This window comes from Nocardioides ganghwensis (assembly GCF_014779655.1).
Taxonomy (GTDB): Bacteria; Actinomycetota; Actinomycetes; order Propionibacteriales; family Nocardioidaceae; genus Nocardioides; species Nocardioides ganghwensis.
The window spans coordinates 18,326-44,348 of sequence record NZ_JACXYX010000016.1; the positions used below are offsets into that span (position 1 = coordinate 18,326).

The following is a 26,023-nucleotide window of genomic DNA, read 5'->3' on the forward strand; positions in this document are numbered from 1 at the left end:
CGCCCCAGCGTCATGGCTCGCGGTCGTCACAGCGGCCCCTCGCCATGACGTCCGGCGTCGGGCTCGACGACGAACAGCAGGGCGCCGAGCTTGACCAGGTCGCCGGTGGCCGCGCCGACCGCGGTCACGGTGCCGGCGAAGGGCGCCTTGAGCGCGAGCTCCATCTTCATCGCCTCCATCACCCCCAGCGTCTCACCCTCGGCCACGGTGTGGCCCTCGGTGACGTTGACCGCGAGCACGGTGCCGGGCATCGGTGCGAGCAGGGTGCCGTCGCCGGCCGCAGCTGCGTGGTCGGCGAAGGGGTCGTGGCGCTCGAAGACGAAGCGCTGGCCCCGGTGGACGACCTCGACCTCGGCGGTGGTCACGCTGATCGTGGCGCCGTGCTGCTCGCCGTCGACCGTGGCCCAGGCCCGGTAGGGAGACCCGTAGGCGGTGATGGCGTGGGGCTCGGTCACGGCACGGCCGTCGACCGTTCCGGCCCCGAAGGCGACCGGCCGGTCGACCTGGACGACCAGCGGCGCGGGATCCGCACCGAGACGGAACCCGTCTGCCCGCCACGGGCCGCCGTCGCCGTGCGGGGGCGACGCGTCCGGGGCCAGCGAGACCGCGGCGAGGATCCGGGCCACGGCGTCCGACGGACGTGGGACCTCGTTGCGGTCCAGCCACGCGGTGTCGATGGTGGCGCCGCGGAACTCCTCGCTCGCCACGAGGGTGCGGAGGAACCCGGTGTTGGTGGTGAGGCCGAGGATCTCGGTCCCGTCGAGCGCCGCCACCAGCGAGGCGCGGGCGGCCTCGCGGTCCGGCCCCCACGCGATCACCTTGCCGAGCATGGGGTCGTAGGCGGTGCTGACCTCCTGCCCGCTCTCGAGCGCGTGGTCGACCCGGATGAGGGGCTCACCGGGCTCCCCACCGCTCCGCACCACGTCGGGAGCGAGCAGCCCGGCGGTGAGACCGCCCGGCCACTCGACCGAGGTCGCGACGCCGGCCTGGGGCAGGAAGCCGTTGAACGAGTCCTCGGCGTAGACGCGCGCCTCGATGGCGTGGCCCTCGAGCGTGACCTGCGACTGCTCGATGCCGAGCGGCTCGCCGGTCGCGACGCGCAGCTGGAGCTCGACGAGGTCGACCCGCTCGCTCCCGTCGTCGGACCGGACCCGGACGACCTCCTCGGTCACCGGGTGCTCGACCTGGAGTCGGGTGTTCATCTCGAGGAAGTAGAACTCGCCAGTGGCGTTGTCGAGGAGGAACTCCACGGTCCCGGCGCCGGTGTAGCCGCACTGCTGCGCGAGCGCGACGGCCGACGAGGTGATCGCGGCCCGCTGCTCGTCGCCGATGGTGGGCGCGGGCGCCTCCTCGAGCACCTTCTGGTGGCGGCGCTGGGTGGAGCAGTCGCGCTCGAAGAAGTGCAGCACGGTGCCGTGGGCGTCACCCATGACCTGCACCTCGATGTGGCGGCCGGACTCGACGTACTTCTCCACCAGGATCGTGTCGTCGCCGAAGGACGACAGCGCCTCGCGCTGGGCGGCGGCGAACGCCTCGGCGTAGCCGTCGGCCGAGCGCACCACGCGCATGCCCTTGCCGCCACCGCCGGCCGCCGCCTTGACCAGCACCGGGTAGGCGAACGTCGCCGGGTCGGCCGCATCCGGACCGACGAGGGAGTACGACGGCACGACCGGCACCCCCGCGGCGAGCGCGACCTCACGGGCGGCGTCCTTGCGGCCCATCGCGTCCATCACGTCGGCTGACGGGCCGACGAGCGTGATGCCGGCGTCGGCCAGAGCCCGCGCGAACGGCGCGCGCTCGGACAGGAAGCCGTAGCCGGGGTGGACGAAACCGGCGCCGGCCTCGCGGGCGGCTGCGACGACCTCGTCGATGTCGAGGTAGGACGCGACCCGCACCGTACGGTCCGCGGCGCGCACGTGCGGCGCGTCGGCGTCGAGGTCGGTGTGGATCGCGACCGTGCGCCAGCCGAGGCGGCGCGCCGTACGCATGACCCGCAGGGCGATCTCGCCGCGGTTGGCGATCAGCAGGGTGTTCATGAGTTCTCCATCTCGGCAGCCTCGGTTTCGGCACGGGCCTGGCGGCCCTGCTCAACCAGCGGACGAAGCGAGCGCCGCTGGTCGAGCGACGGACGAAGCGAGCGCCGCTGGTCGAGCAGCGAGCGAAGCGAGCGTGTCGAAACCACGGCGGTCACATCCTGAAGATGCCGTAGGACGGTTCGGGGATCGGCGTGTACGCCGTGGCGGCGAGCGCCATGCCGAGCACGCGGCGGGTGTCGGCGGGGTCGATGATCCCGTCGTCCCACAGCCGCGCGCTGGCGTAGTAGGGCGAGCCCTGGGTCTCGTACTGCTCACGGATCGGCGCCTTGAAGGCCTCGACCGCCTCCTCGTCCTCCAGGTCGGTGCGGACGGTCGCGAGCACCGAGGCCGCCTGCTCCCCGCCCATCACCGAGATCCGGGCGTTGGGCCACATCCAGAGGAAGCGCGGGTCGTAGGCCCGCCCGCACATGCCGTAGTTGCCGGCGCCGAACGAGCCGCCGATGACGACGGTGAACTTCGGCACGACGCTGCACGCGACGGCTGTGACGAGCTTGGCGCCGTCGCGGGCGATGCCCTTGTTCTCGTACTCGCGACCGACCATGAAGCCGGTGATGTTCTGGAGGAACACCAGCGGGATCCTGCGCTGGTTGCACAGCTCGATGAAGTGAGCGCCCTTGAGCGCCGACTCGCTGAACAGGATGCCGTTGTTGGCGACGATGCCGACCTCGTAGCCGTGGATCCGGGCGAAGCCGCACACCAGGGTGTCGCCGTAGAGCTTCTTGAACTCGTGGAACCGGCTGCCGTCGACCACGCGGCGGACCACCTCGCGCACGTCGTAGGGCGTGCGCGTGTCGGTCGGCACCACGTCGTAGAGCGACTCCGGGGCCTCGTGCGGCTCCTCGACGTCGGCGACGGGCGTGCGCACCGGGGTGGCCGCGGGCAGGGTGTCGACGATCGAGCGCACGATCGCGAGCGCGTGGGCGTCGTCCTCGGCGAGGTGGTCCACCACACCGGACGTACGGGCGTGCACGTCGCCGCCGCCGAGGTCCTCGGCCGTGACCACCTCACCGGTCGCGGCCTTCACCAGCGGGGGGCCGCCGAGGAAGATCGTGCCCTGGTTGCGCACGATCACGGTCTCGTCCGACATCGCCGGGACGTACGCGCCACCCGCGGTGCACGAGCCCATCACGCTGGCGATCTGCGGGATGCCCCGGGCGGAGAGGTTGGCCTGGTTGAAGAAGATCCGGCCGAAGTGCTCGCGGTCGGGGAACACCTCGTCCTGCATCGGCAGGAAGGCCCCGCCCGAGTCGACGAGGTAGATGCACGGCAGGTGGTTCTCCGCGGCGATCGTCTGCGCACGCAGGTGCTTCTTGACCGTCATCGGGTAGTAGGTGCCGCCCTTGACGGTCGCGTCGTTGGCGACGATGACGCACTCGCGGCCCGCCACCCGGCCGATCCCGCCGACGACGCCGGCGGAGGGCACGGCGTAGTCGTCAGCGTCTCCACCGGAACCCTTGCCGTACATCCCGAACGCAGCCAGCGGCGCCAGCTCGAGGAACGGGCTGCCCGGGTCGAGGAGCCGGTCGACCCGGTCGCGGACCAGCAGCTTGCCGCGGTCGGTGTGCTTGCGCCGGGCGGCGTCCGACCCGCCCCGGCGCACGCGGGCGAGCCGGGCGCGCAGGTCGTCGACGAGCTCGCGCATGGTGGGTGGGGCAGTCAGTGGCTCGGACACCGGCTCAGGTTAGCGATCGTTAACCTGCGCTGTCCATCACGCGGGTCGGTCCGCCGGGAACTCGCCGCGCAGGACGGTGCCCCGTCCGGGTCCGGTCTCCAGCGCGAGGCGGCCACCGGCTGCGGCCACGCGGGCCTCCATGCCGAGCAGGCCACCGGCGACCACGCGGTCGCGGTCGAACCCGCGCCCGTCGTCGGCGACGCTGAAGGACAGGTGCGGGCGACCGCGCACGGTCACGAGCACCTCGGTGGCGTCGGCGTGCTTCGCGGCGTTGGTGAGGGCCTCGAGGATGCAGAAGTACGCCGCGGCCTCGACCTGGCGGCCGGTGCGCTCGACGTCGGCGACGTCGAGCGTGACCGGCACCGTCGAGCGGCGCGCGGTCGACTGGAGCGCCGCGACGAGACCGCGCTCGGTGAGCAGCGGCGGGTAGATGCCGCGGGCCAGCTCGCGCAGCTCGGTGACGACCTCGCGGTTGTCGGCCGCCAGCTGCCCCAGGAGCGCTGCGGCACCCTCGTGCCGGCCGGCCAGGAGCTCCTTGCGGGCGCGCTCGATGGTCACGCTCATCGCGAGCAGGCGCTGCTGGGCACCGTCGTGCAGGTCGCGCTCGAGGCTGCGGCGGGCCGCGTCGGCGACCTCCACGATCTGCGTACGGGACTCCACGAGCTGGGCCGACTGGTCCTGCAGGCGCGTGTAGGCGTCGCGGACGAGGAACACCACCACCGCGACGCCTGCCGGCAGGGACGCCGCGATGACGATGGCGTTGACCCACCACAGCTCGTTGATCGCCTCGACCCGCCGCCACTCGGCCAGGGCGGCGACCGCCGCGCTGCCGACGACCGCCACCACGCTGAGGGCCTGGATCCAGCGGCGCCCGACGTAGGGGAACCCCACCAGCAGCGGGACCAGCGTCAGCAGGGCCGTCAACGGGCTCAGGTTGGGCGTCGCCCACGTCCCGCCCACGGCGAAGAGGAGCGCGGAGAGCGTCAGCCCGACGATCGCGGCCGGCGCGCCGTAGCGCCGGCACAGCGGTGACGTGACGAGCATCAGCACGATCGACACGACCATCACGCCGAGGTCGATCTCCACCGCGGTGTGCCGGAAGCCGAGCACGTACGTCGCCCCGAGCAGGAGGGTGGCGGTGGTGAGCGCGATCAGGTTGATGCGCAGCAGCCACCGCAGCGCCGGGTCGAGGCTGTCCCAGCCCGACAGCAGCCCCTTCATCGGCGGGGCGTGACCCCGCCGCCGACGCCGGCCTCGCTGAGGAAGACCAGCGTCGCCGCCACCCGGCGGTGCACCGGGGCGTCCGCGGGCAGGTCGAGCTTGGTCAGGATCGAGTTGATGTGCTTCTCCACGGCGCGGTCGGTGATCACCAGCTCCGCGGCGATCGCCGCGTTGGTCATCCCGCGGGCGACCATCGAGAGCACCTCGAGCTCGCGCGGGGTGAGCCGGTCGAGCAGGGAGTCGTGCCGCCGCGTGCCGGTCTCCATGAGGGCGTCGACGACGATCTGGTCGATCACCGACCCGCCCGCCGCGACCGTGTGGAGGGCGGCCACGAGCTCGTCGACGTCGGCGACGCGCTCCTTGAGGAGGTAGCCCCGGCCGTCGCTGCCCTCGCGCACGAGGTCGAGGGCGTACTCCACGTCGGCGTACTGCGTCAGCGCCACCACGCCCACGTCGGGATGCGTACGCCGCAGCTCGCCCGCCGCGCGGACGCCCTCGTCGGTGAAGTCGGGCGGCATCCGGATGTCTGTGAGGAGCACGTCGGGCCGGTGCTCGTCCACCGCCGCCAGCAGCTCGGGGAGGTTCGTGGCGGTCGCGACGACGTCGATGTCCTCGTAGGAGTCGAGCAGCGCGAGCACCCCCGCCCGCAGCAGGTCTCCGTCCTCGGCGAGGACCACCCGGATCTGCGACATGCGCCGCACTGTAGCCACGGCCGCCGCGGCGCGTCGGTAGAGCAGGCACCACTGCTCCGGGACGCTGCCTGCCCGCGCGCACCCTTGATTCCGCTGTCCGCGCGCCTGGCGGCCGAAGTTCTTTACACCAAAGTGGTGCTGGCACCACTCATTCCTCAGGGTGTTGCGCGTAATATCTGGATTGCACGACGGGGGGCGCTGATCGTGGGGATCAGTGGGCCGCTGCGGGGGTGCGGCCCACTGGCAGCACCCGGCGGCGCCGGCACGGGGAGTAGTGGGGAGACGCGTGTGATTCCGCTGGCAGTCTGGGAGGCGCCAGAGCGCGACATGGCGCTCCCGGCACCACGCGCACCGCGCGACGGGTTAGCAGGCACTAACCTCGACGTCGTGACCCCTCGCCGCCAGCAGATCCTGGACATCGCGGCCGAGCTCTTCGCCACCCGCGGGTTCCACGGCGTCTCGGTCGCCGAGCTCGGCTCGGCCTGCGGGATCTCCGGTCCCGCGCTCTACAAGCACTTCGAGTCCAAGGACGCGATGCTCGCCGAGATGCTGGTGTCCATCAGCGAGACGCTGCTGACCGAGGGCCGTGCGCGCGTCGCCGGCGCCGCCGGACCCCGCGAGGCCCTCGAGGCGCTCGTCGAGTGGCACATCGAGTTCGCCCTCGAGCACCGCGCCCTGATCGTCGTCCAGGACCGCGACTGGAGCAACCTCCCCGACGAGGCGCGCGAGCGGGTCCGCGCCCTCCAGCGCGCCTACGTCGACATCTGGGCCACCGAGGTACGCCGCCTCGAGCCCGGGCTGAGCCCCGAGGCGTCGCGCACCCGGGCCCACGTGCTGTTCGGGCTGCTCAACTCCACGCCGCACAGCGGCCGGCTGCCCGACCCGCAGATGCACGACGTGCTGCGCGACATGGCCCACGGCGCGCTCGGTCTCGCCTGACCCGAGCCCGCAGCCCGCGCTCGTCCCCCCCGATAGGGTGAGCCCATGCAGCTGAGCGAGACCCTCGAGAACGCCTTCAACGCCCAGATCACGCTCGAGTTCCAGGCGTCGTTGGTCTACCGCCAGCTCGCCATCGAGCTCGAGATCATGGACCTCCCCGGGATGGCCGCGTGGCTGCGGCACCAGGCGGACGAGGAGATCGTCCACGCCAACAAGTTCATCGACCACGTCGCCGACCGCGACAACCACCCGCGCATCGGCGCGACGTCCGCGCCCAGCCCGACCGTCGGCTCCGTCCTCGACGCCTTCGAGGCCGCGCTGGCCCACGAGGAGAGGGTCTCGGCGTCCATCCGCGACCTCTACCGCCTCGCCGAGTCCGAGGGCGACCTCGACTCGCGGCCGCTGCTCAACTGGTTCCTCGAGGAGCAGGTCGAGGAGGAGGCGACGGTCAAGGAGATCGTCGGCCGCCTCAAGATGATCGACGACGACGGGCCCGGCCTGCTCCGGCTCGACGAGGAGCTCGGCGCCCGCCCGGTCACCACGACCGAGGCCCGCTGAAGGCTTGGCCCCCGGATCACCAGGAGTCGAACGGGTCCTCGCGGTGCAGCAGGCGGGCGGCGCGTACGGCGGCGTCCTCGGCCACGACCAGGTCGTCCAGCGCCTCGCTCGACCCTGAGTCTCCTGCAGACTCACCGGCCAGGGCCGCGGCGGAGGGCTGCGCGAGCCGGTGCAGGTCGCGCAGCACCCGGTCGCGCGAGAGCCCGCGCAGGTGGGTCAGCACGAACGGGTCGGCCTGGATCAGCCACGCCAGCTGGGTGAGCACCGCCAGCGCATGGGGGCACGGGTCCAGCCAGGCGTCGCACGTGCACGCCGAGCCCAGCTCGCCGCCGTAGGGCAGGAGCTCGACGCCCGCCTCCTCGATCGCCTCGACGAACGCGTGCGGCAGCTGCCCGGCGAGCAGCGCCCCGATCCGTCCGGACTCGGCCGCCACCAGCTCGGCGAACGCCGCGGCGTCACCCTCGTCGAGCACCGGGACGGTGACCTCGACGGTGAAGGCGTCGTCCCCGTCGGTCACCGCCGCCACGGCCCCGCCGTCGGAGACGGTGATGGCGCCCACCGCGCCCGCGCGGGCGAGCGTACGGGCCCGGCGCAGGTCCTGGACGCTGAAGGCCGCCTCCTCCACCGCCCGGACCACGGCCTTGCTCCACCACGTCCCGGCGCCGCCCCCGCGCCGGGCGGGCAGCCGCGGGTGCGTCACACCGGCGCTCATCGCCGCAACGCCACGAGGTCGCGCAGCTCGTCGTCGGAGAGCTCGGTCAGCGCGGTCTCGCCGCGGGAGAGGACCGAGTCGGCGAGGGAGCGCTTGCGGGTGAGCAGCTCGGCGATCTTCTCCTCGATCGTGCCCTGGGTGACGAAGCGGTGGACCTGCACGGGGCGGGTCTGGCCGATCCGGTAGGCCCGGTCGGTGGCCTGGTCCTCGACGGCGGGGTTCCACCAGCGGTCGAAGTGGATGACGTGGTCGGCGCGCGTCAGGTTGAGCCCGGTGCCGCCGGCCTTGAGCGACAGCAGGAAGACCGGCACCTCGCCGGCCTGGAAGCGCGCCACCATCGCGTCGCGGCCGCGCACCGGCGTACCGCCGTGCAGGAGCTGGTGGGGCACGCCGGCGGTCGCGAGGTGGCGCACGAGCAGGTCGGCCATCGCGACGTACTGGGTGAAGACGAGGACCGCACCGTCCTCGGCCATCACGGTGCCGACCAGCTCGTCGAGGAGCTCGAGCTTCTCCGAGCGGCCGCGGAGCCTGGGGTTGGGCTGGCGCAGGAAGTGGGCGGGGTGGTTGCAGATCTGCTTCAGCCCGGTGAGGAGCTTGAGCACGAGGCCGCGACGCGTCTCCTCGTCGGCCTCCTCGATGCGGCGCATCGAGTCGCGCACGAGCGTCTCGTAGAGGACGACCTGCTCGCGGGTCAGGCCGAGCAGGTGGTCGGTCTCGGTCTTGGGCGGCAGCTCGGGCGCGACGCCGGGGTCGGACTTGCGCCGGCGCAGGAGGAACGGGCCGATCAGGTCGGCGAACTGCCGCGCCTTCGTCGGCTCGAGCCCGGACTCGATCGGACCGGCCCAGACCTTGCGGAAGGCGTTGCGGCTGCCGAGCAGGCCCGGGATCGCCCAGTCGAGGATCGACCACAGCTCGGTGAGGTCGTTCTCGACGGGGGTGCCGGTGAGGGCGACGCGGGCGGTGCTCGGGATCGTGCGCAGCGCCCGGGCCGCGGCGGAGCGGGAGTTCTTGACGTGCTGGGCCTCGTCGGCGACCACGAGGTCCCAGGGCACCTCGGCGAGCAGGGCGGCGTCGTTGCGCATCGTGCCGTAGGTCGTGAGCACGAAGCCCCGCGCCGCGTCCAGGTCGCGCGCACTGCCGTGGTGGCGGCGTACGGGGACTCCCGGCGCGAAGCGTCGGATCTCCGCCTCCCAGTTGCCGAGCAGCGACGCCGGGCAGACCACCAGCGTCGGTCCGACATCCTTCTCGCTGGTCGCGTGCCCCGCGAGGGACGAGCGGGGCGTGTCGAGACCTTGACGGTGCAGGTGCAGCGCGATCACGGTGATCGTCTTGCCCAGGCCCATGTCGTCGGCGAGGCAGGCGCCGAGCCCGAGCGAGGTCAGCTCGGCCAGCCAGGTCAGCCCGCGACGCTGGTAGTCGCGGAGGTCGGCCTGGAGTGCCGGCGGCACCTCGACCAGGTCGCCGGTGGCGGCGTCGCGCACCCGGTCGCGGACCGTGAGCAGGCTCGCCCCGACGACGGCCTCGTAGGGCGCGTCCTCGATGTCGACGACCCCGGTGAGGGTGGCGGCGAGCGCCTGCACCGGCGTCACCGTGCGGATGAGCCGCTTGCGTGCCCGCTTGATGACCGCCGAGTCGACCGCCACCCAGTTGTCGCGCAGCTTGATGATCGGGCTGGTGGTGCGGGCCAGCTCGTCCATCTCGTCGTCGGTGAGCTCCTCGCCGTGCAGCGAGAGCTGCCACTCGAAGCCGAACAACGCCTGCGGGCCGAACAGGCCGTCCTGGAGCGGCTCCTCGCGGGTGGCGGTCGACCTCCGGTGGCCGAGCTCGACGCGCTGGGTGACCTCGCGGTCGAGGTACTTCGGCCACATGACCGGGTGGCCCGCCTCGGTCAGTGCGGCCGCGCCGCCGTCGAGCAGGGAGAGGATCTCGTCGGAGTCGAGGACGATCTCGTCGGGCACCCGCAGGTCGAGCAGCCGGTCGAGCACCGGCCACGCGTCGGCCGCCGACCGCAGGGCGATCGCCGCGTGGGTGCGGGCCCGCTCGCCGAACCCGTGGGCCGCGTCGGGGCCGGGGTCTCCCCACAGCTCGGAGGCGTCGGCGACGTGCGCGGCGTTGTCGACGGCGTGGACCTGGTGCACGAGGCGTACGGCGCCGGCGACCAGCTCCTCCTCGTCGGCCTCGATCCGGAAGGAGATCGACACCAGGTGCGGCCGGTCGTCGCGGCCGCGCGCCCGGATCCGGGCGATGCGCTGCTGGAGCTCGTCGCTGAAGGCGTCCGGGCTGCGGGTCTCCGGCACGCGGGCCGGGGCGCGGGCCGGGGCGGCCGGCCCCCGGTGTCGGGAGCGGCCCGGGGCGGTGCGCGGCATCGTGTCGACCACCGCGTCGAGCACCGCCCGCACCGTGCCCTCCGCGGTCGCCTCGTCGAAGCCGTCCCAGGCGCGCGACCGGGCGAGCTCGCCGATGCGGCGCTCGTCGTCGGCGTCGAGGCCGGCGACCTGCCAGTGCCGGCCCTCGGGATCGGGCGCGAACCGCCCCGAGGCCACGAGCTGGAGGCCGAGGAGGGCGGCGCCGGCCAGCAGGGCGACGGACGGATGGGCGTCGGGCTGGTCGCGGACCTTGCCGAGCACCGGCAGGGCACCGCGGATGGGCAGCACGATCGTGCGCCGGTCGTCGGTGAACTCGACCGAGCCCTCCCGGGGCCGCTCACCCGCCAGCAGCCTGGCGGGACCGGTGACCGGGACGAAGCTCATGCAGCAGCACCTCTCTGGTCCGCGGAGCAGCGGACGACAGGACGCTAACGCCTCGCACCGACAGGGAGTTCCCTGTTGCTAGCGTCGGGACGCATGGACCTCACCGGCCTGCTGGCCGCCCACCCCGTCATCGACGGGCACAACGACCTGCTCTGGACCGCGCGCGAGGAGGCGGCGTACGACTTCTCCCGCCTCGACGTCGGCGCCGGCGGCACGCCGACCCACACCGACCTCCCGCGCATGCGTGCCGGCGGGATGGGGGCCCAGTTCTGGTCGGTCTACGTCCCGACCCGGCTGACGGGCGACGCGGCCGTGAGCGCCACGCTGGAGCAGGTCGACGCCGCCCGGATGCTGACGAGCCGGTACGCCGACCAGCTGGCGTGGGCGACCACCGCCGACGAGGTCGAGGACGCCTGGGCGACCGACCGGATGGCCTCGCTGGCGGGGGCCGAGGGCGGACACTCGATCGGCTGCTCGCTGGGCACGCTGCGCCAGCTGCACGAGCTGGGCGTGCGCTACCTCACCCTGACCCACAACGCGAACACCCCGTGGGCCGACTCCGCGACCGACGCACCCGTCGCGGGCGGGCTGACGGCCTTCGGCCGCGAGGTCGTGCGGGAGATGAACCGCATCGGCATGATGGTCGACCTCTCCCACGTCTCCGCCGACACGATGCGCGCGGCCCTCGAGACCACCGAGGCGCCGGTCATCTTCAGCCACAGCTCTGCGCGCGCGGTCACCGACAGCCCCCGCAACGCTCCCGACGACGTGCTCGAGGCGACGGCGCGCGGCGGCGGCGTGTGCATGGTGACCTTCGTGCCGAAGTTCGTGAACGCCGCCTGCGCGGAGGCGCACCGCGAGCTGGTCGCGGCCGCGGCGGCGGACGGGATCCCCGAGGCCGACGGCGTACGGTTCGCGGCGTTCGAGCGCGCGTGGGTACCCGACCACCCGCAGCCCACGGCGACGCTGGCCGACGTGGTGGCGCACGTCGAGCACGTTCGCGAGGTCGCCGGCATCGACCACGTGGGGCTAGGCGGCGACTACGACGGCGTCGAGACCCTGCCGGCCGGGCTCGAGGACGTCTCGACCTACCCGGCGCTGCTCGCCGCGCTCGCGGAGCGAGGGTGGTCCTCCGGTGACCTCGCCCGGCTCACCTGCCGCAACACCCTGCGGGTGATGCGGGAGGTGGAGTCGGTGGCGCGCGACCTCCAGGCCGTGCGCGGTCCGTCCCTGGCCCGGATCGAGGACCTCGACGGCCCGCCCGCGGCCCACCCGTGAGGGTGATGCAGACCACCGCGAAAACAATTACGTCGTTGTCGTACGCCACCCATACCGTGGTCCGGTGACCGACACCCAGACACCGCCCGGCGGCATCGCGCCGGAGCACTCCGACAAGCTCGACAAGGGCGTCCTGATGGTGGCCGGCGTGGTCGTCCTCGGCGCCATCATGTCCATCCTCGACATCACCGTCGTCTCCGTCGCGCTCAACACCTTCCAGGAGGAGTTCGACGCCACTGCGGCCGAGGTCGCGTGGACCATGACCGGCTACACGCTCGCCCTGGCCAGCGTCATCCCGCTGACGGGCTGGGCCGCCGACCGCTTCGGCACCAAGCGCCTCTACCTCCTCGCGGTCCTGCTCTTCACCATCGGGTCGGTGCTCTGCGCGGCGGCGACGTCGCTGGAGATGCTCGTGCTCTTCCGCGTCCTCCAGGGCCTCGGAGGCGGCATGCTGATGCCGCTCGGCATGACCATCCTGACCCGCGCCGCCGGCCCCGAGCGGGTCGGCCGGGTGATGGCCGTGCTCGGCATCCCGATGCTGCTCGGCCCGATCTTCGGCCCGATCATCGGCGGCGCGCTGATCGAGAGCGCCTCGTGGCACTGGATCTTCCTCATCAACCTGCCGATCGGCATCGCTGCGATCGCCTACGCCTGGATCGTCCTGCCCCGGGACCACGTCGAGCCGTCGGAGACCTTCGACTGGCTGGGCATGGTGCTGCTGTCGCCCGGTCTCGCCGCTTTCCTCTACGGCGTGAGCTCGATCCCCGAGGAGGGCACGGCCCTGGCCGCCCGCGTGCTGGTGCCGATGGTCGTCGGCCTCGCGCTGATCGTCGCGTTCGTGCCGTGGGCCCTGGCCCGGCGCAACATCCACCCGCTGGTGGAGCTGCGCCTGTTCAAGAACAAGAACATGACGGTCGCGATCATCGCGATGACCCTGTTCGCGATCGCCTTCTTCGGCGCCTCGCTGCTCTTCCCGCTCTACTTCATCCAGGTCCGTGGCGAGGGCACGCTCTTCACCGGCTGGCTGCTGGCCCCGCAGGGTGTCGGCGCGATGCTCACGATGCCGATCGCCGGCATCCTCGCCGACCGGATCGGCCCCGGCAAGATCGTCCTCACCGGCATCACGGTGATCACGGTCGGCATGGCGATGTTCACCCAGATCGGTGCGGACACGTCCTACACCTACATCCTCGGCGCCCTGTTCATCATGGGCCTCGGCATGGGCGCGACGATGATGCCGATCATGACGGCCGCGCTCGCCACGCTGACCGCGCACAACGTGGCCCGCGGCTCCACGCTGCTCAACATCACGCAGCAGGTGGCCGCCTCGATCGGCACGGCGCTGTTCTCGGTGATCCTCACCAACGAGCTGAAGGACTCACGCTTCGTCGCGGCAGGCACGGCGCTGGCCGAGGCGGGCGACGACCAGACCCAGGTGGCCGCGATCCTCGACCGCTTCGGCATCTCCCCCGATCAGCTCGGCAACCTCGAGCAGCTGGTCACCAGCGACATGGCCGACGCGTTCGCGACGGTCTTCATCGTCGCGACCGTCCTGGTCGCGTGCTGCCTGGTCCCGGCGGCGTTCCTCCCGCGCAGGAAGGTCGCCCCGGTCGACCCGACGGCGATGGTGGGTCACTGACCCTCACCCACATCGACTAGGGGTTGTCGGCGCCCGTGGTGCCCTTGCCAAGCGCGACCACGATGTCGGTCGGCATGTTGGTGCCCTCGCGGAAGACCGTCGCCAGGCCCCGCGTGGTGGACTCGAGGGCGGGCGAGATGTCCTTGAGCAGGGCGGCCATCTTGTCGAGCGACTCCGCGAGCGCCGTCATGAACCTCCGGCACCGCTCCAGCACCGAGCGCGCCTTGTTGATCAGCGACGTCAGCGCTGCCGGTGCGGCGATGCCCAGGGTCAGCGCCGACTGGGCGACGGCACCGATCGCCTCGCCGACGAGGTCGGAGAACAGGCCCTGGATGAAGTCGCGTACGCCGGCCAGCAGGCCGCCCGCGACCTCGATGCCGGCGGAGACGCCGTAGGCCACCTGGGACAGGGCCTCGAAGACGTGGACCATCCCCCCGGCGGCGGCGCGGTAGGCGTCCATGCTGAGGCCGGTGAAGCCGCCGGTGTCGGCGTCGACGAGGTTGCGGTACTGGGGGCCGATGCCGCCCATGTGGTCGCCGATGTTGCTCCAGGTCTGCACGCCGGCCTTGATCACGCCGGGGTCGCCGAGCAGCTCGTCGAGCCAGTCCTGCAGCGGGCCGCAGTGCTCCATGATCCAGTTGATGACCATCGAGCAGGCGGTGCCGAGCGGGTTGAGGATCATGCCGACCACGTCGAGCGCCGCGCTGACGCCGTTGATCGTGCCTTCGATCCAGTCGCCTCGGGAGAACGCCGAGGCCGAGTCGGCCGCCCCGTCGATCATCTTGAGGCCGTTGGTGCCGTTGGCGAAGGAGTCGAAGTTGGTGAGGACACCCCGGTCGGTGTTGCCGGGGTCGGCGACGAGCGCGCTCATCGGATCCTCCTGCCGATCTCGTCGAAGTGCTGGCCGACCGTGTTGTCGATGAAGGTGAAGGTGTCGGCGAGGGCAGTCACGCTCTCGGCGCAGTCGGCGAGGGCGCCCTCCATGGCGGAGGCGGCGACCTGCCCGGCGCCCTGCAGCGGCAGCATGACCGGTCCCACCAGGATCGAGCCGATGCTGCCGAACATGCCGGAGGTGAAGCTGACCTGGTTGGCCGCGGCGGTGGCCTTGCCGGCCTCGCCCGACAGGCTGTGGACGCGGCCGGCGTGGGCCCGCATCTCACCCGGGTCGACGAAGAGCTCGCTCATGTCGGGGTCCCTCCGGCGTTGTCGGACGGGGGAGCGAAGCGGAGGAGGCTGAGAACGTCGTGGGGTGACTTCATCGGTCCTCGTCCTCCTCGTAGCCGTAGCGGTCGCGGTAGGCGCGGGTGAACTCCTGCACCGACGGGGAGCCCGCACCGTAGATCTCGGTGCCGAGCTGCTCGACGTGATAGCTCAGCCGCCGCTGGGCCTGGCGCAGCGCCTCCAGCACGTCGGCGGCGACCTGGGCGCCGGTGAGGTGGCGGACGTCGTCCTCGATGACGATCGCCTGGACCTGACCGGTGCCGTCGACGGTGACCGTGGCGATCTCGTCGGCGGAGGTGCCCTCGACGGCCAGGTGCTCGCTGCGGGTGGCGAACTGCTGGGCCTGGTCGAGCTTGGTGAGTGCGGAATCGGCCTGCGCGTCGATCGTGGCCAGCACGGCCTCGAGTCGCGACATGGACATGGGTGTCTCCTCGGATCGTGGAGGCGGGTTCGGTGTGGCCCGCCAGCACCGGACATCTTCCCCTCCCTATGCTTGCGAAACATGGACGGACTCGGGACCGAACTGCCCCAGCGCACCACGATCATGTGGATCCTGCTCGCCGCCGCCGTGGTCTTCCTCGTCCCCACCGCGCGCACCGCTCGGCGCGCGCTGGGCGAGTCGGGCGGCACGGCGGCCGGGCTGTGGGCGATGAGCGCGGTGATGGTGGTCCTGCTCGTGGTGGTCCCCCTGCGCGTCGCCCGCTCGATCCAGCAGCGCCACACCTACCTGTCCGACGACGCCGTCACCGTGGTCTCCGGTGACGACCGGCGCACGCTCGCCTTCGCGGACCTCGAGGAGGTGAAGGTCCGCTACTCCACGCGCGGCGGGTCGGTCTTCAGGAACGAGAAGGTCTTCCTGGTGGGGCGCTCGGACCGCGGTGAGCGCACGGTCATCACGGTCTCGCGCTACTACGTGGAGACGATGCAGCCCCTCCTCCGTCGACTCGCGGTCGAGGTGGACCAGCGCCCCGGGCTCCTCGACGGCGACCTCGAGCGCGACTACTTCGACCACGCCCTCCGCAGCGCTCCCTGACCGGAGCCAGCAGGCACGGGCCTGCTCTCAGCCCTGGGCCGCCAGCGCCAGCGGGAGGACGGCGTCGGCACCCGCGGCACGGATCGCCGTGGCGGCGACCGTCAACGTCCAGCCGCTCGCCACCTGGTCGTCGACGAGCAGGACCGTCGAGCCTGGCGGGACCTCGGCGTCGAGCCCGCCCCGGCGGCGTACGGCGGCGACGCGCTGCGCGGAGTTGGACTGCCCCGCCCGGGGGGGCACCGAGGGGTCGCGGATCGCCCAGGTGCCGACGACGGGGACCTGCATCACGCGCGACAGGCCGTCGGCGAGGTCCCCCACCAGGGTCGGCCTCGTGGCCGACTCGACGACGACGATCGCGTCGGGTCGCGACGTCCACTCCGACGACCAGTCCTTCATCACGTCCATCACCGCCTGCGCGAGCCCGGGCGGGACGGGTCCGTCCGGGGTGTCCTCGCGGAAGAGCGCGCGCAGGGCCTGACCGTGGCCGAGGTCGGTGAGCCGGGCGACCGTACGGCCCGGCTCGGCGCCGGCCGCGATCTTGCCCTTGAGGTCGAGGCCGACGTTGGCCAGGGCGGTCGGCCACATCCGGCGCGGCTCGAGGACCACACCGGGTCGCGACAGGCGCTGGCCGGCCTCGGCGACCGCCGCCTCGCTCACCGAGGACGACAGCGTCACGCCGCCGCAGTTGTCGCAGCGTCCGCAGTCGGCAGCCTCGGGATCGTCGAGCTGCTCGCGGAGGTAGCGCATCCGGCACTCGGTCGTGCGCAGGTAGCCCAGCATCGCCTCCTGCTCGCGCTCGCGGGCCTCGGCGACGCGTGCGTAGCGCTCGGCGTCGTAGGTCCACGGCTGACCCGTGGCCACCCAGCCGCCCTGCACCCGCTGGACCGCGCCGTCGACGTCGAGCACCTTGAGCATCGACTCGAGCCGGTTGCGACCGAGCTCGACGCGGGTCTCCAGGGTCGCGGTCGACATCGGGCGCTCGGACCCGGCGAGGGCGGCGAGCGTCTCGCGCACCTGCTCCTCGCGCGGAAAGCCGAGGGAGGCGAAGTAGGCCCAGATGTCGCGGTCCTCGACCTGCGGTAGCAGCACGACCGTGGCGTCGTCGGTGCCGCGTCCGGCGCGGCCGACCTGCTGGTAGTAGGCGACGGGCGACTGCGGTGCCCCGAGGTTGATCACGAAGCCGAGGCTGGCGTCGAAGCCCATGCCGAGCGCGCTCGTGGCGATCAGGGCCTTGACCCGGCCGTCGACGAGGGCCTGCTCGAGGGCGTGCCGTTCGTCGGGCTCGGTCTGCCCGGAGTAGGCCGCGACCTCCAGCCCCCGGTCGCGGAGGTAGCCCGCGACCTCCTGGGTCGCGGCGACGGTGAGGCAGTAGACGATGCCCGAGCCCGGCTGCTCGGCGAGGTGGTCGGCCAGCCACGCGAGACGCTGCTCGGGCGTCTTGAGCTGGACGACACCGAGGCGCAGGGACTCGCGGTCGAGGGTGCCGCGCTGCACGAGGACCTGCGTGTCGGCGGCGCTGTCCGCGTGGACACCGAGCTGCTCGGCGACGTCGTCGGTGACCCGCTGGTTGGCGGTCGCCGTCGTGGCGAGCACGGGGATGCCGGACGGGAGCTCGGCGAGGAGCGTACGGAGCCGGCGGTAGTCGGGTCGGAAGTCGTGGCCCCAGTCGGAGATGCAGTGGGCCTCGTCGACGACGAGCAGGCCGCAGGTCGCTGCGAGCCGCGGCAGCACCTCGTCGCGGAAGCCGGGGTTGTTGAGCCGCTCGGGGCTCACGAGCAGCACGTCGACCTCGCCGGCGTGGATCTGGTCGTGGATGGGCTGCCACTGGTCGATGTTGGTGGAGTTGATCGTGACCGCCCGGATGCCGGCGCGCTCGGCGGCGGCGATCTGGTTGCGCATGAGCGCGAGCAGCGGGCTGACGATCACGGTGGGCCCGGCCCCGGCCTCGCGCAGGAGCTTGGTCGCGACGAAGTAGACCGCCGACTTGCCCCAGCCGGTGCGCTGGACGACGAGCGCCCGCCGCCGGTCGACCGCGAGGGCCTCGATGGCGGCCCACTGGTCCTCCCGCAGGACGGCCTCGTCCTGCCCCTGCCGCGGCCCGACCAGCGCGCGCAGGTGTCGCTCGGCCGCCTCGCGTGCGGAGAGGCGTACGTCGTCGGTGGCGGTGGCCGTGGCCGGGGTGCTCATGCGACCTGTCTACCAACCGCGACCGACGACCGCACCGGCGCATCCACAGGCGACCGCGCGGTTTCGGGCGTCGGCCGCGGGGCAGGGCAGCAGGGCGAGCGGGCGGGGCGGGGCGGGGGGCGGCGGGGCGGGGCGGGGCGGGGCGGGGTAGTCCAGTGGAAAGCGGCCGACAATCCGGCCGGGGGTCAGCCACTGCCCACTGGACTACCCCAGCGATCCGGCGGGTCCCGCCCAGGGTCAGCGGCGGCTGCGGGCGAGGAACCTGTCGATGTCGACCCCCGCCCTGCGGGCGGCCCGGCGCGCCTCGGGCGTGGTGAGGTCGGGCGCGACGAAGGACTCCTGCTCGATGCTGCGGTCCGCGTCGGCGTACTGGCGCTGGAGCGCGGCCTGCTCCTCACCGCTCGCGGACGACTCGGCGACGACGGCGGCGGTCACGGCGACCGTGGCGCCGGTGAGCAGCGGGCTCACGGTCGGGGTGTAGCCACCGGAGTGGCCCGTGGCCTTGGGGTGGTAGCTCTCGCTGATCGGGCTGGACAGGCCGTTGATCCACTCGTCGGCGTCGCACACCGCGTGGCCGATGAAGCGGCTGGTCGGGTTGCCGAAGGAGAAGCCGGCCGCGGACGCCGCCGTCGACAGTCGCGAGTTGAGCAGGTCGGCCGTCTGGTTGAGGCGGGTCTGCTCGGCCGGGGAGAACCAGGTGAAGGCGTTGCAGTCCTCGCCCATGAAGATGCGCGGGTAGCCGACCACGACCACCCGGGCGTACGGCGCGCGGCTGCGGATCGCGGCGTAGAGCGTGCTCAGGCGGGAGGGCAGCGTGTTGGTGATGTAGGCCTGGGCGGTGTTGATCGCGCCGTCGCAGTTGCTCGACCACCAGGGCTGGGCGCACTCGGTCAGCACGTCGGCGAAGCCCGCGTCGTTGCCGCCGACGGAGATCGAGACATAGCTGGTGGACGCCGTCAGCGCCGACAGCTGCGTGTTGGTCACGTCGGTGACGGTCGCCCCCGAGCACGCGCGGAAGTTGAGGGCGTAGCCGCGAGCGGCGGCGATGAGGCTCGGGTAGGCCGACGTCGAGCGCTGGCAGCCGGTGCCGTCGGCGATGTAGGAGCGGGTGCCGGTGCCCGAGGCGTAGGAGTCGCCGAGGGCGACGTACGACGGGGCGGCGGCCTGGGCGGGCTGGAGCAGGAGCGGCGTGAGCAGGCCGACGAGGGCGGTGCCGAGCACGGCGAGACGGGACGTGCGATTCATCTGTGGTCCTCCGAGAAAGGGGCCACCCGAGTGTGGCCCCGATCACAGTAGGGACACCCGCGCGTCCCGCACCAGACCGAACGGTCGGTTTTTCGTGCGGAGCGCCCTCGTCCGGGTGGGAACCCGGACGAGGGCGTCCTTGGGGGGTCAGCGCAACCGGAGGGTGCGCTTCGCGGACGACGACGCCGAGACCGTCGTCGATCCGCGGTAGGAGGCGACGAGGGTGTGGGTTCCCTTGCGCATCCGCGGGAGGGTGAGCGTGATCCGGCCCCGCTGGGAGGGCTTGAGGACGGCCTTGGCGATCGCCTTGCCCTTGTCCTTGATCACGACCGCACCGGTCGGGGTGGCGGTCGAGGACACCACGACGGTGACCTTGCCCTTGCGGGACGTCGACGGCTTCCACGTGGCCTTCGTGGTCGACGCAGCCCTGGCGGTGCCGGGGGCCGGGGTCGTCGTGGGCGTGGTGGTGGGCGTGGTGGTCGGCGTGGTGGTCGGCGTCGTCGTCGGGGGCGGCGTCGTGGTGCCGGCGCTGGCGAAGAGGCCGACGAACGGCGTCACGTACCACTTGTCACCGCCGTGTCCGTTGACGGTGAAGGCGACCTGGAAGTGGTCGCCCGACTGGTTGATCGGGCACGGCGCGTCGCCGTCGAGCCGGGACTGGCACATCGGCTGCTGGGTCGCGGGACCCTTCAGCTCACGGGTGGCACGCACCGGGAACTGGAACTCGAGGACGTCCCCCCGCTCCAGCTTGAAGGCGGTCTCCGGAGCCGGCCCGATGAGGTAGCCGCCGTTGGCACCGTGGTCGTAGACCAGGGGCGTCTGGCTGAGCTGCTGCTGCTCGCCCGTGGGGGTCACGTCCCAGCTGACCGGCTCGTCGATGAACTCGACGCCTGCCGGGACCATGATCTCGGGCAGGACGTTCACGCCGGAGCTGCAGGGCAGGCCGACGAGGCCGATGTAGCCGCGGAGCATGAACCTCTCGCCGACCTTGGGGACCTGTCCGGTCGGGGACGACCACCCCACGTTGGCGTGCACGCCGGTGGCCGGCTGGCCGGTGTAGCAGTTGATGATCGTGTCCTCGTCGTGGGACCCGTCGTTCCAGGCGGTGGCGGCCGCGCTCGGCGAGAGCGGCGCGAGGAGCCCGGCGGCGACGGTCGTCATCGCTGTCAGGACCAGGTGGAGCTTCTTCATGGTGTGCCTTTCGTGGCTCGGGTGTGGTGCGTGGTGCAGGGAGTGAAGGAGGTGTGGCTGGGGCCGGGGTCGGCGCGGGTCATCCAGTCGCGACCCCCAGCCCCTCGATGCGGACGGGCCGCCCCTCGGTGGCGACGACGACGTGGAGACGCCCGGTGTACGGCGTCGCGAAGGACGCGACGGGGACCACCACGCGTGCGGCCGTACGGGGCGCGGCGAGCCGGACGGTCCGCAGCAGCCGCGAGCCGGCGTACACCTTGACCGTGCCGTGACGCCGGCCCTTGCCGACGACCAGCGCGACACTGCGCGCGTCGTTGACCTTCCGGGTGAGGCGGGCATCGCGGCGGGTGGACTCCAGGCGGCTCCCGCCGTACGCGGCCGCGGTGCGACGCAGCCTCCACCCGCGGGTGATGGGCAGCTCCCGCGCGGTCCCCGGGACCGTCCACGTGCGCACCGCCGGGGTGGCGTCCACGTTGCCGGCGGCGTCGACGGCCGCGACCGAGAGCCGGTGGGTGCCGCTGGCCAGGCCGGCGAGGGCCACCGAGGACCCGCACGGGACGCTCCTCCCGTCGAGGTCGCACCGGTGGGTCGCGCCCCGCTCGCTGCCGAGACCGAAGGACGCCGACGGCGACAGGACGTAGCCCGACGGTCCGGAGGTGATGGTGGTCTCCGGCGCGGTGGTGTCACGCGGCACGGGGACCGGGTGGGTCGTCGGGTCGGGCACGGGCGTCGGGTCGGTGCCCGGGTCCTGCTGTCGCGTGGTGACCGTCCACCGGTGGACGGCAGCGGGTGACTCCACGTTGCCGGCGGCATCGGTGGCGCGCACGGCGAGGGTGTGCTCCCCGTCGGCGAGCCCGACGTAGGTGAAGGCGGCCGGGCACGGGTCCCAGGTGCCCGGGCGGGAGGGCATGTCGAGCCTGCACGCGAAGCTCACCGCGTCCGGGGCGACCAGGGTGACCTCGGCCCGGGAGCCGTCCGGTCGGACCGCGATCACGGTCGTCGGGGCGACGGTGTCGGTGGTCCAGCGCCACACGGCCGGCACGGGGTCGACCCACTGGAAGTGGCGGGCCTGGACGAGGAGCCGGTGCTCCCCGTCGGCGACGGCCGGCAGGTCGTACGTCGCGTCGGGGCCGGTGCCGCAGAGGGTCCAGGGGCCGTCGTCCAGCGCGCACCACAGCCCCTCACCGGCCACGGTGTGCAGCCGGAACGACGGCGTCGGGTCGTTGGTCGTCGCAGCGGGGCCGCTGGAGATGCGCGTGTCGATCGCCTCCACCTCGGCCTCGGCGACGTCGGCGTTGCCCGACGGGTCGGTGGCGCGGACCGCGAAGCGGTGGGCGCCCTCGGGCACCGTCACCTCGTGCCCGGACGCGCAGGGGAACCACGCCAGCCGGCCCACGATGCTGCACTCGGTCACGCCGTCGGTCGCGCCGAAGGCGAAGCGGAAGGCGAGGTCCTTGTCGGACACGGGGCTGGCGACGGGGCCCCAGATCTCGGGCCGGACGACGTCGAGGAACCGCGCCACAGGCTGGCGCTCGTCGCTGCTGAAGGCGCCGGAGTGGACGGCGCACTCGGTGTGGCCGTCACGGTCGCGGGTGCGGTCGCACCCGTTCCAGCCGTCGAAGACCCAGTGACCACGCGGGCTGCCGGCCGGTGTCGCGCGGAGCCAGACCCAGGCCTCCAGGACCTCGGAGTTGCGGAAGCGCGGGCACCAGACGGTGACCCGGTGGTCCTGGTTGTCGTGGCGCTGGCAGGTGCCGGTCGCGCCGTCCTCGAGCGAGCCCTCGACGACGGTCACGGCTCCGGCGCCGCGGATGCCGACGGTGACGCCGACCTGACCGGCGCTCGCCGGCGCGGCGGTCGTGGTGAGGACGCCGGTGGCCACGGCGAGGGTGCCGAGGAGGACGACCAGGGCGCGCAGGGTGCGCACGGGGCGGCCGTGACCAGCGGTGGTGGTCTCCGGGTTGCTCATCACAGGGCTCCTCGGTCCTGGTCGGCCGGCCAGGCCGGCAGGTCGGGCAGGGCGAGCCAGGCGTCCCACGTCAGGTCGCGCCCGACGTAGCGCGGCTGCCGGAGCGGCCAGCTGGCCGCGATCCAGGCGGGCACGAGCGCGTCGAGCGCGGCCTCGAGGTCGCTGCCGACGAGCTCGTCGACGACCCACCAGGAGATCTCGGCATCCGCGCCGACCTTCTCCGGCGGATCGACGTAGACGCAGCCGAGCAGCCGCGTCTCGGCGGTGTCGAAGAGGGCGTAGTTGAACGACTCGTGGGCGACGATCTCGGCCTCGTGCCGGGCCAGGTCGGCCAGGTCCTCGTCACGGGTCATCGCGACCGGCGGCCAGCCCCAGGCCCGGCCGTAGATCGACCACAGCCGGTCACGAGACCCGTGCACGGCGGGAAGGTCCAGGTCCACGTCGGTGGCGCGGATCGGGCGCAGGTGGTGGCCGTCGTCGACCGGGACGTGGACGGGGTGGGTCCAGTCGGCCGGCAGCCAGCGGGCGTCGGCGCTCGCGTCGGTGGCGTCGGTGGTGGTGCTGCTCATGGCGTCGGTCTCCCGGCGGTCGGTGCCCCGGCGGACCTCGCCGGGAGCAGCAACGGTGACGGGACGCCCTTGCGGTTCCCCTGCGGCTGGCTTGCGGGACCTTGCGGGCTCCTGCCCGCGGGCGCGGCTCAGTCGAGCAGGGCGGAGCGCGGCGCGGTGGCGTACGCGACGGTCGGCTCCGCGCCCAGGCCGCGTCCGCGGGCGACGGCGTCGTCGTACGCCGGGCCGAGGTGCGTGCGCGCGGCGGCGATCGCGTCGGCGAGGAGCTGCTGGTCGGGCTGGTAGTAGCCGTAGACGTTCGAGCCGACGGACTCGCGCAGTCGCGCCGCGGACCCGTGCAGCACCGCGACCCGCTCGTGGTCCCCCTCCTGCGACTCCACCACGGCGAGCGCCTCGAGGAAGTAGGCGAGGTTGGCCATGTCACCGGTGTCCAGGCTCAGCGCGAGTCCCTCCTCGAGCTGTGTACGCGCGGTCGCGAGGTCGCCGACGCTGACCGCCACCTGGACGGAGGTGAAGAGCGCGATGTAGATGGCCAGCGGGTCGTTGCGGCCGCGGGCAGCGGCGAGCGCCTCCTCGAGGAGCGGCACGGCGTGGTCGGGGAAGCCGAGCAGGAGCCGGATGGTGGCCTGCCAGATGTGCGCGAGGGTCCACAGCCACTCTCCGGCGAGGCCCGCCTCCTCGGTCAGGCGCACCGTCTCGACGAACCGGAGCTCGGCCTCGTCGAGGTGGTTCTCGGCCAGGGCGATCAGCCCCTCACCGGCGAGGTTGTGGGCCTCGCCCTCGAGGTCGCCGGACCCGCGCGCCAGCCGCACCCCCGTGCACCACGTGCGGGCCAGTGCCATGTCGCCCTGGGCGAAGGTCATGGCACCGAGGGCGGCATGGGCGCGGACGCGGACCGGGTCGGACACGTCCTGCGCGAGCACTCCCTGCAGCAGCCGGCGGCCGTCGAGCAGCCGACCTCGCAACCACCAGAAGAGCCACAGCGCCCAGGCGGCGCGCCCGGCCAGGTCGCCCTGGCCGGACGCCAGGGCCCACTCGATCGCGGCGACCAGGTTGGCGTGCTCGCGCTCGGTGGTCGCGAGGGCGTCCCGGGTGCCGTCCCCGCGGTAGCCGGGCTCGACCTCCTCGGCGAGGCGGAGGAAGTGGGCGAGGTGCGCGTCGCGGGCGTCGCGCTCCTCGTCGGCATCGGCGGCGAGGACCTCGGCCGCGAACTGCGCCACCGGCTCCAGCAGCCGGAACCGCACCGTCCCGGGGTGGTCGGCGTCGCGCAGCACCAGCGAGTGGGCGACGAGGTCCTCGAGCAGCCCGAGGGTGTCCCGGGCGTCGCCGAGCACCGCCTCGGCCGCGTCCAGGGTGAAGCCGCCGTGGAAGACGGCCAGCCGCCGGAACAGCTCCCGCTGCTCGGGCGCCAGCAGCCGGTAGCTCCAGTCGATCGCGCTGCGCATGGTCCGCTGCCGGGCCGGGAGGTCGCGGGCCCCCGACCCCTCCATGACCCGGTCCAGCCGCTCCCAGATCGCAGCCGGACTCATCAGGTGGGTGCGCGCCGCGGCGAGCTCGATGGCGAGGGGGATGCCGGCGAGCCGGCGGCAGATGCCCGCGATGGCGGCGGCGTTGTCGGCGGCGACGGCGAAGCCCGGCTGCACCGCACGCGCGCGGTCCACGAACAGCGCCACGGACGCCGACCCCGCGACCGAGGCCGGGGCGTCGTCGTCGGCGCCAGGGAGGTCGAGGGGCGACAGCTGGTAGTGGAGCTCACCGCGCACCCGCAACGTCGTACGGCTGGTCACCAGCACGCTCAGTCGGGGGCAGACGGCGACGAGCCGCGCCAGCGCAGGTGCGGCATCGACGACGTGCTCGAAGTTGTCCAGGACCACCAGCACCCGTCGCGAGCGCAGGTGCTGGGCGACGGCGTCGAGCGGGTCCAGCCCCTCGGCGGCGCTGAGCCCGAAGGCGCGCCCGACGGTCGGGAGCACCAGGTCGGGGTCGGCGATCGGGGCGAGGGACACCAGAGCCACACCGTCGGGGAAGGCGTCGCGCGACGCCTCGGCGACCGCGTGTCCGAGCCGGGTCTTGCCCACGCCGCCGACGCCGGTGACCGTGACGAGCCGCTGGGAGGAGGCGGTCAGCACGTCGCGCAGGTGGGCGACGTCGTGGTCGCGGCCGACGAGCTCGTCGGCGGGCACGACCACCTCGGAGTGCCACAGCGGTGCGGCCGTCGGGGCGGGGGCGTACGCCGTCGGGGCTGGGGCGTCCGACCCGGCGGGGGTCGCGCCGAGCTCCTCGTCCTGGGCGAGCACCCGTCGGTGCAGCTCCTGCAGCTCGGGGCCGGGGTCGATGCCGAGCTCCTCGGCCAGCAGCGTGCGCAGCGCGGCGTAGACCTCGAGGGCCTCGGCCTGCCGGCCCGCCCGGTAGAGGGCCAGCATCTGCTGGCGTCGGAAGGCCTCGCGCAGCGGTTGCTCCGCGACGAGGGCCGGCAGCCGGTCGAGGGCGGGCGCGACCCGGCCCAGCCCCAGCTCGACGTCGACCACCAGCTCGCAGGCCGCCAGCCGCTGCCCGTCCAGGCGTGCCGCCTCCACCTCGGCGAAGGGCAACCGCACGTCGGCGTACGCCGGGCCGCGCCACAGCTCCAACGCGGCGTGGAGCAGGTCGTGGGCGGCCGGCAGGTCACCGGCGTCCGTGGCGCTGCGCCCGCGCGCGAGCAGGTCCTGGAAGCGCGTCGCGTCGACCGCCTCCGGCGGGTCGAAGCGGTAGCCGGGTGGCGCGGTCGCGATGGCGACGTCGATGCCCGCGCCGGAGAGCCGCCCGCGCAGCCGGGAGATGACCGCGTGGAGGTTGGAGGTGCTGGCACCGCGCCCCACGTCGCCCCAGACCCGCTCGAGGAGCGAGTCGGTGGAGACCACCCGTCCGGCATCGACGACGAGCGCGGCCAGCACCTCGCGGTGCCGCGGCGAGCCGACGTCCACGGCCTCGCCGTCCGTGTCACGGCGGACCTGCAGCGGCCCCAGCACCTCGATCACGCGCACCCCCTCGTCGCGGGCAGCATGCTAGGCG

The 26,023-nt window shown here is 73.2% G+C and carries 21 protein-coding genes; 5 read left to right on the plus strand and 16 right to left on the minus strand.

Annotation, left to right across the window (positions count from 1 at the left end):
- Window positions 1-26: 26 nt before the first annotated feature.
- The 5 genes from IEZ24_RS16940 to IEZ24_RS16960 are packed head-to-tail and all read right to left on the minus strand — an operon-like array spanning window position 27 to window position 5,681.
- Window positions 27-2,036 carry an acetyl/propionyl/methylcrotonyl-CoA carboxylase subunit alpha gene (locus IEZ24_RS16940; protein ID WP_129455810.1) on the minus strand — a complete coding sequence of 670 codons (2,010 nt, stop codon included), beginning with the start codon at window positions 2,034-2,036 and terminating at the stop codon, window positions 27-29.
- Window positions 2,033-2,191: a hypothetical protein gene (locus IEZ24_RS16945; RefSeq protein ID WP_165356119.1), complete on the minus strand. Its 159-nt coding sequence runs from the start codon at window positions 2,189-2,191 to the stop codon at window positions 2,033-2,035. The genes IEZ24_RS16940 and IEZ24_RS16945 overlap by 4 nt, the downstream gene beginning before the upstream one ends.
- Complete coding sequence (locus IEZ24_RS16950) at window positions 2,188-3,768, minus strand: carboxyl transferase domain-containing protein (protein ID WP_275938088.1); 1,581 nt, start codon at window positions 3,766-3,768, stop codon at window positions 2,188-2,190. The genes IEZ24_RS16945 and IEZ24_RS16950 overlap by 4 nt, the downstream gene beginning before the upstream one ends.
- A gap of 36 nt (window positions 3,769-3,804) precedes the next feature.
- Window positions 3,805-4,989: an ATP-binding protein gene (locus IEZ24_RS16955; RefSeq protein WP_129455811.1), complete on the minus strand. Its 1,185-nt coding sequence runs from the start codon at window positions 4,987-4,989 to the stop codon at window positions 3,805-3,807.
- Entirely contained in the window at window positions 4,986-5,681 is a 696-nt protein-coding gene (locus IEZ24_RS16960; RefSeq protein WP_129455812.1) for a response regulator transcription factor, read from the minus strand. The genes IEZ24_RS16955 and IEZ24_RS16960 overlap by 4 nt, the downstream gene beginning before the upstream one ends.
- 387 nt (window positions 5,682-6,068) lie before the next feature.
- Here IEZ24_RS16960 and IEZ24_RS16965 point away from each other — a divergent pair, with 387 nt between their 5' ends.
- Both IEZ24_RS16965 and IEZ24_RS16970 read left to right on the plus strand, forming a co-directional pair.
- On the plus strand, window positions 6,069-6,620 hold the full coding sequence (locus IEZ24_RS16965; protein ID WP_242498527.1) for an SACE_7040 family transcriptional regulator: 552 nt from the start codon (window positions 6,069-6,071) through the stop codon (window positions 6,618-6,620).
- 45 nt (window positions 6,621-6,665) lie between these two features.
- The gene (locus IEZ24_RS16970) at window positions 6,666-7,178 is read left to right on the plus strand and encodes a ferritin (RefSeq protein WP_129455813.1); all 513 of its coding nucleotides are present in this window, start codon (window positions 6,666-6,668) and stop codon (window positions 7,176-7,178) included.
- Window positions 7,179-7,194: 16 nt separating this feature from the next.
- On the opposite strand, the gene IEZ24_RS16975 is transcribed toward IEZ24_RS16970, so the two are convergent.
- Entirely contained in the window at window positions 7,195-7,890 is a 696-nt protein-coding gene (locus tag IEZ24_RS16975; RefSeq protein WP_129455814.1) for an SWIM zinc finger family protein, read from the minus strand.
- Window positions 7,887-10,640, minus strand: a complete 2,754-nt coding sequence (locus IEZ24_RS16980; protein ID WP_129455815.1) for a DEAD/DEAH box helicase — start codon at window positions 10,638-10,640, stop codon at window positions 7,887-7,889. The genes IEZ24_RS16975 and IEZ24_RS16980 overlap by 4 nt, the downstream gene beginning before the upstream one ends.
- Before the next feature lie 93 nt (window positions 10,641-10,733).
- Here IEZ24_RS16980 and IEZ24_RS16985 point away from each other — a divergent pair, with 93 nt between their 5' ends.
- Both IEZ24_RS16985 and IEZ24_RS16990 read left to right on the plus strand, forming a co-directional pair.
- Complete coding sequence (locus tag IEZ24_RS16985) at window positions 10,734-11,918, plus strand: dipeptidase (RefSeq protein ID WP_129455816.1); 1,185 nt, start codon at window positions 10,734-10,736, stop codon at window positions 11,916-11,918.
- 64 nt (window positions 11,919-11,982) lie between these two features.
- Entirely contained in the window at window positions 11,983-13,557 is a 1,575-nt protein-coding gene (locus IEZ24_RS16990; protein ID WP_242498528.1) for a DHA2 family efflux MFS transporter permease subunit, read from the plus strand.
- Between the two features lie 16 nt (window positions 13,558-13,573).
- Here the strand turns inward: IEZ24_RS16990 and IEZ24_RS16995 are convergent, their stop codons facing one another.
- The 3 genes from IEZ24_RS16995 to IEZ24_RS17005 form a co-directional block, all read right to left on the minus strand.
- Window positions 13,574-14,428: a hypothetical protein gene (locus IEZ24_RS16995; protein ID WP_129455817.1), complete on the minus strand. Its 855-nt coding sequence runs from the start codon at window positions 14,426-14,428 to the stop codon at window positions 13,574-13,576.
- On the minus strand, window positions 14,425-14,742 hold the full coding sequence (locus IEZ24_RS17000; RefSeq protein WP_129455818.1) for a type VII secretion target: 318 nt from the start codon (window positions 14,740-14,742) through the stop codon (window positions 14,425-14,427). Before IEZ24_RS17000 ends, IEZ24_RS16995 begins: the two co-directional genes overlap by 4 nt.
- A gap of 70 nt (window positions 14,743-14,812) precedes the next feature.
- Window positions 14,813-15,199, minus strand: a complete 387-nt coding sequence (locus IEZ24_RS17005; protein ID WP_129455819.1) for a YbaB/EbfC family nucleoid-associated protein — start codon at window positions 15,197-15,199, stop codon at window positions 14,813-14,815.
- An 81-nt stretch (window positions 15,200-15,280) separates the two neighbouring features.
- On the opposite strand from IEZ24_RS17005, the gene IEZ24_RS17010 reads away from it, so the two are divergent.
- Entirely contained in the window at window positions 15,281-15,811 is a 531-nt protein-coding gene (locus tag IEZ24_RS17010) for a hypothetical protein (protein ID WP_129455820.1), read from the plus strand.
- A 27-nt stretch (window positions 15,812-15,838) separates the two neighbouring features.
- Here IEZ24_RS17010 and IEZ24_RS17015 read toward each other — a convergent pair whose 3' ends face one another.
- The 6 genes from IEZ24_RS17015 to IEZ24_RS17040 form a co-directional block, all read right to left on the minus strand.
- Complete coding sequence (locus IEZ24_RS17015; protein ID WP_129455821.1) at window positions 15,839-17,998, minus strand: RecQ family ATP-dependent DNA helicase; 2,160 nt, start codon at window positions 17,996-17,998, stop codon at window positions 15,839-15,841.
- 237 nt (window positions 17,999-18,235) lie between these two features.
- A complete protein-coding gene (locus IEZ24_RS17020) occupies window positions 18,236-19,243 on the minus strand; it encodes an SGNH/GDSL hydrolase family protein (RefSeq protein WP_129455822.1) in 1,008 nt (335 codons plus the stop codon).
- Window positions 19,244-19,390: 147 nt separating this feature from the next.
- Complete coding sequence (locus tag IEZ24_RS17025) at window positions 19,391-20,434, minus strand: Ig-like domain-containing protein (protein WP_165356120.1); 1,044 nt, start codon at window positions 20,432-20,434, stop codon at window positions 19,391-19,393.
- Between the two features lie 79 nt (window positions 20,435-20,513).
- A complete protein-coding gene (locus tag IEZ24_RS17030) occupies window positions 20,514-22,403 on the minus strand; it encodes a hypothetical protein (RefSeq protein ID WP_165356121.1) in 1,890 nt (629 codons plus the stop codon).
- A complete protein-coding gene (locus IEZ24_RS17035; protein ID WP_129455824.1) occupies window positions 22,403-22,972 on the minus strand; it encodes a GNAT family N-acetyltransferase in 570 nt (189 codons plus the stop codon). Before IEZ24_RS17035 ends, IEZ24_RS17030 begins: the two co-directional genes overlap by 1 nt.
- 128 nt (window positions 22,973-23,100) lie before the next feature.
- Window positions 23,101-25,989 carry a BTAD domain-containing putative transcriptional regulator gene (locus IEZ24_RS17040; RefSeq protein ID WP_165356122.1) on the minus strand — a complete coding sequence of 963 codons (2,889 nt, stop codon included), beginning with the start codon at window positions 25,987-25,989 and terminating at the stop codon, window positions 23,101-23,103.
- Between the last annotated feature and the right edge of the window lie 34 nt (window positions 25,990-26,023).